General features: G+C 47.8%; 5 protein-coding genes. 3 read left to right on the top strand and 2 right to left on the bottom strand.

The annotated features are described in order from the left end of the window. Both PHU49_15210 and PHU49_15205 read right to left on the bottom strand, forming a co-directional pair. A partial coding sequence (locus PHU49_15210) for a branched-chain amino acid ABC transporter permease (protein MDD5245355.1) occupies positions 1 to 820 on the bottom strand: 820 nt, incomplete at its 3' end. Between the two features lie 27 nt (positions 821 to 847). Next, positions 848 to 2,071, bottom strand: coding sequence for an ABC transporter substrate-binding protein (locus PHU49_15205; GenBank protein ID MDD5245354.1), 1,224 nt, complete (start codon positions 2,069 to 2,071; stop codon positions 848 to 850). A gap of 256 nt (positions 2,072 to 2,327) precedes the next feature. On the opposite strand from PHU49_15205, the gene PHU49_15200 reads away from it, so the two are divergent. The 3 genes from PHU49_15200 to PHU49_15190 form a co-directional block, all read left to right on the top strand. Next, a complete protein-coding gene (locus tag PHU49_15200; GenBank protein MDD5245353.1) occupies positions 2,328 to 3,335 on the top strand; it encodes a DctP family TRAP transporter solute-binding subunit in 1,008 nt (335 codons plus the stop codon). A 246-nt stretch (positions 3,336 to 3,581) separates the two neighbouring features. Beyond that, positions 3,582 to 4,094, top strand: a complete 513-nt coding sequence (locus PHU49_15195) for a TRAP transporter small permease subunit (GenBank protein MDD5245352.1) — start codon at positions 3,582 to 3,584, stop codon at positions 4,092 to 4,094. After that, positions 4,091 to 4,338: TRAP transporter large permease subunit (locus PHU49_15190; protein ID MDD5245351.1), on the top strand; the 248-nt coding region annotated here is incomplete at its 3' end. The genes PHU49_15195 and PHU49_15190, both read left to right, overlap by 4 nt.

Here is a 4,338-nt window from a genome sequence, read left to right as displayed (position 1 = left end):
ACTGAGACCATACTAAAATACCGAGGGACTGTGCCAGGCCAAAGATAAGCGCTCCAAGAAGGGCCCCCCAGATATTACCCAACCCCCCCATGATTACAATAAGAAATGCCTCCATAATAAGTGTGTGATCCATCCCCAGGGTCACACTTACCGTGGGCGCTACAAGGACACCGCCAAGTCCTGCCAGAAAACATCCGATAACAAAAACGATTGCGAAGACCCAGCTCACATTAATCCCGACAGCGCCTACCATCTCCCTGTCAACTGCTGCTGCCCGTGCGATCTTCCCGATCTTGGTTTTATTGACAAAGAGCCACAGGGCTATTGCCACTATAGGACCAACAACAAGGAGGAACACGTTATACAACGGGAAGGGCAGCCCCCCGAAGAGGTTGACAAAACCCTGAAACATCTGGGGCACGGGCACTGATTTGTACTCCGTACCCCATACGATCTTGACAAGGTCACCAAAGACAAGAGAAAATGCAAAGGTAAGTAAAAGGAGCATAAGGTGTTCCCGCTCATAAAGATACTGAAAGATCCCCCGTTCAGCAACAAGGCTCACGATCGCAACCCCGAGGGGGGCGCCGATCAATGCCATCCAGAATCCGAGGTCCCCGCCCCCGAACAATACTGAGAGCGAATAGGCCATAAAGGCGCCTATCATGTAAAGGGATCCGTGGGCAACGTTCGGTATCCTGAGCACGCCGAGGATAAGGCTCATGCCGGAGGATACAATGAAAAGGATCGTCGTTCTGCTTAACCCCACAAAGATCTGGCTTAAAACCCTTGGAGGAATGATCGCATATAGAACATCCATGGAGTCCGGCCTTACCCGAAACCGTTATTATTTATACTTACGCATCTTTCTGATTTCATCACAGGTAGGCATATAGTCCTTTCCTGTAATCGTCTCGATATCACCGGCAACCAGAAAATTCGGGTATTTCGGATCCTTCTTTGTCTTACCGAAGTACATGGGCAACACCAGCTGGTGGTCGCATGCGCGGATCTCAAGATTTCCGACGGGACTGTCAAGCACCATGCCCTCAAGGGCGGTGACCATCTTCTCTTTGTCTATCGCCCCGGCCTTTTCATAAGCCTTTGCTATATACTGGGCCGTCATATATCCCGAGAGCGCGCCGATCCTTGGTTCCCTGTTATAGGCCTTTTTGAATTCACTCACAAAGGCTTTGTTTGCCGGTGTTTCAGGATAATAGAAGAAATAGTTTGCTGTCCCGAATACTCCTTCCGGTGCGTTCTGACCCTGTGGTTTCAGGACAGAAAGCTCAATAGCGGTATGCTGATAAAACGGTATCTTCTGACTTAAACCCGTTGCCTTTGCAGCCTTCTGAAAGTTAACCATTCCGGAGCCGCCGGTTGCAACAATGATAAAGTCGGGTTTTGCCGCAAGGATCTGTGTAATATAGGGGGTGAAATCCGCTTCTCCCACCTTCCACCATGTCTGCCCGATAAGGACCGCCTTGGAGTTTACTTTTTGTATATTCTCCCAGACGTTGTTCGCAATGGAGTGCCCGTATTCGTAATCATCACCGGCGATCCAGTATTTCTTGTAGGGTTTTTTACCAAGGGCATAACCGGCCGCCCGGCCTGCCATCATAGCATTCTCGTTCATATTGAAGACGTAGCGATGTCCTTTTTCAACAACGATCTTCTCGCTCTTTGAAAAGGTGACGAAAAAGGGGACCTTTTCCTTCTTCGCAAAATCAGACACGGCAAGGGCGGTTGCGCTGTTGATGGTCCCCATGAGGATATCAACCTTTTCTTTCAAAACAAGTTCCTTTGCCATTGCCATCCCGATATCAGGTTTGAACTTCTCGTCCCTCGTTGTGAACTCGATCTTTCTTCCGAGGACCCCGCCCTTTGCGTTGATCTTTTTGACGGCCATCTCAAAACCATCACGAACATCGATCGTAAAGGTGCTTGCAGGTCCTGTATAGGTATCGACAATGCCGACTTTGATCGTCTTCTGAGCATACGATGACGGTATAAAAAGAAAGAGACTAAAAATGGTGACTAAAGCCAATGAAGACCACATAACCTTTTTCATAACTCCACCCCTCCTGATTTTTTTTGGAATCAAACAAACTATTAAAACATTAACACCTTTTTGTCAATATTAAACCTCTTCGGTCATTGCCATGCCCATTTTGCTCTTCATAACAAGCCTTTTTATTATTCTTAGCATACTGCGGCAAATTTTGCGAAGTCAACCCATTTTTCAAGGATTTTTTTGTTTGACAAGAGGGTGTTTTTATATAACAATCTGTCAATCACTACAATATAATAAAGAAGGGGGAAAGGATATGAAAAGGATTGTTCTGGCAGTATTGATTGGCGTAGCACTTATATTTTCCTCATTTGCCATGTGCGAGGCAAAAATGATCGTTAAATACGGTCACGTCGGACCTCCTATTCACCCGCAGCATTTTGGAGCCGTTGCCTTCGCGAAGTATGTAACGGAAAAGACAAAGGGAGAGATCGAGGTACAGGTATTTCCTCTCGGTCAGCTCGGCGGGGAGCGTTCCATGACGGAACAGGTCCAGGCGGGGACGCTGCATATGACCGCGGTAACTGCCAGCGTGCTGGCAAATTTTGTCCCTGAGATGGGCATCATAGAGCTGCCCTTCATCTATCCAAACCGCACTGTGGCATACAATGTCCTCGATGATAAAGAGGTAAAAGAGCGGTTTGCGAAATTATGCGATCCCAAGGGTTTCGTCTTCATAGGGTATACTGAGAACGAGTTCAGGGATATGACGAACTCAAAAAGACCCATAAAAAGACCTGATGATCTGAAGGGTCTCAAGATCAGGGTCATTGAGGGCCCTATATTTATTGATACATTCAAGACACTCGGAGCAAACCCGACCCCCTTGCCGTTCCCCGAAATATACAACGCACTCCAGCAGAAGGTGATCGACGGGCAGGATAACCCGCTTTTCACCTCCATCCTGATGAAATTCACGGAGGTCAACAAATTCGCAACCGTAACGCACCACATACTCACCGAATGTCCTGTCGTTGTGAATAAGGCCTTCTGGAACTCTCTTACACCGGAGCAGCAGAAGATCTTCAGGGAGGCGGCAGAGGTCCAGGTAAAGACCAACAGGGACGGCAACGCCAAAGGAAGGGCGGACGCGATGGCAAAGGCAAAGGCACAGGGTGTGGACGTCTATGTGCTGACCGCCGCGGACAGAGCAGCCTTTAAAAAGGCGGTACAACCGGTACTCGATAAATACAAAGGCATTTACGGCGCCGCATTGTACGATTTCTACATGAAGAAGATAGATTTTTATTCAAAAAAGAAATAAACAGGGTTCGCAATTTCAGGGTTGGCAGGTTACACAGATCAAATCTGCAGCCTGCCAACCCTTATTATTAAAGGGCAGTGAATAGTAGCAGCGGAGAGCGAAAAACAAAAAGCAAAAAAAAGAATATAGGTCCTATAGGTCTTATATGACTTATTGGACCTATGATAATTTATAGCCCGTTCTCGGGCGAGAGGAGGAGGCTCCACGGGCTTCTGCTCGTGGAGGGGGCGACGTGAGCCCCAATAAATGGACAGATTTATAAAGAAACTGAACAAAGTTGAGGATGCCCTTGTTGCGTTCACCCTCCTCGGCGTGGCAATGCTCACCTTCGTTGAAACCGGGCTGAGATATACCATCTCATACACCTTTACCTGGTTTGGAGAGGTGGCAAACTACACGATCATATTCTGCACATACCTCGGCGCATCCATCGGCGTCAAGTATGGAACCCACTTCTCCATGGAGGCCCTTACGGAGTTCGCGCCCGACAGGATAAGTCACCTCCTTAAGACAGTGGCATACCTGATCTCCGGCTGCACTACGATCCTCTTTATCTACTTCGGGATCAAGCATCTTATAACATTACAATCCTTCGGTGTGACAAGTTCTGCCATGCAGATACCGATGTTTATCCCTTATATCTCGATACCGCTTTTCTCAATCGTGATGTCCTTCAGGTTCTTTGTGCAGTCCTACAAACATTTCAGGAGTTTCATAAAAAATGAACCCTACGCCAGGGTGAGGAAAAGGGAAGCGTGAACCTGACCATTATATTTCTTTGTTTCTTTGTCCTCCTCACCCTCAGTCTTCCCATATCCATCGTCCTGGTCACCACAACGGCGATCTACCTGTTTTTCATCGCCCATACCCCTTTAACATCCCTCATACAGCAGTTGTTCAACGGTCTTGACAACTTCGTCCTCCTTGGCGTCCCTTTCTTTATCCTCGCCGGCAACATCATGGCAGAGGGCGCCATATCGAACAGGCTTGTCAACGTGATGAA

The organism is Syntrophorhabdaceae bacterium (genome assembly GCA_028713955.1).
GTDB lineage: Bacteria > Desulfobacterota > Syntrophorhabdia > Syntrophorhabdales > Syntrophorhabdaceae > UBA5609.
Note: the sequence above shows the minus strand (reverse complement) of the source record. Positions and strands in the feature narration are given on the sequence as shown.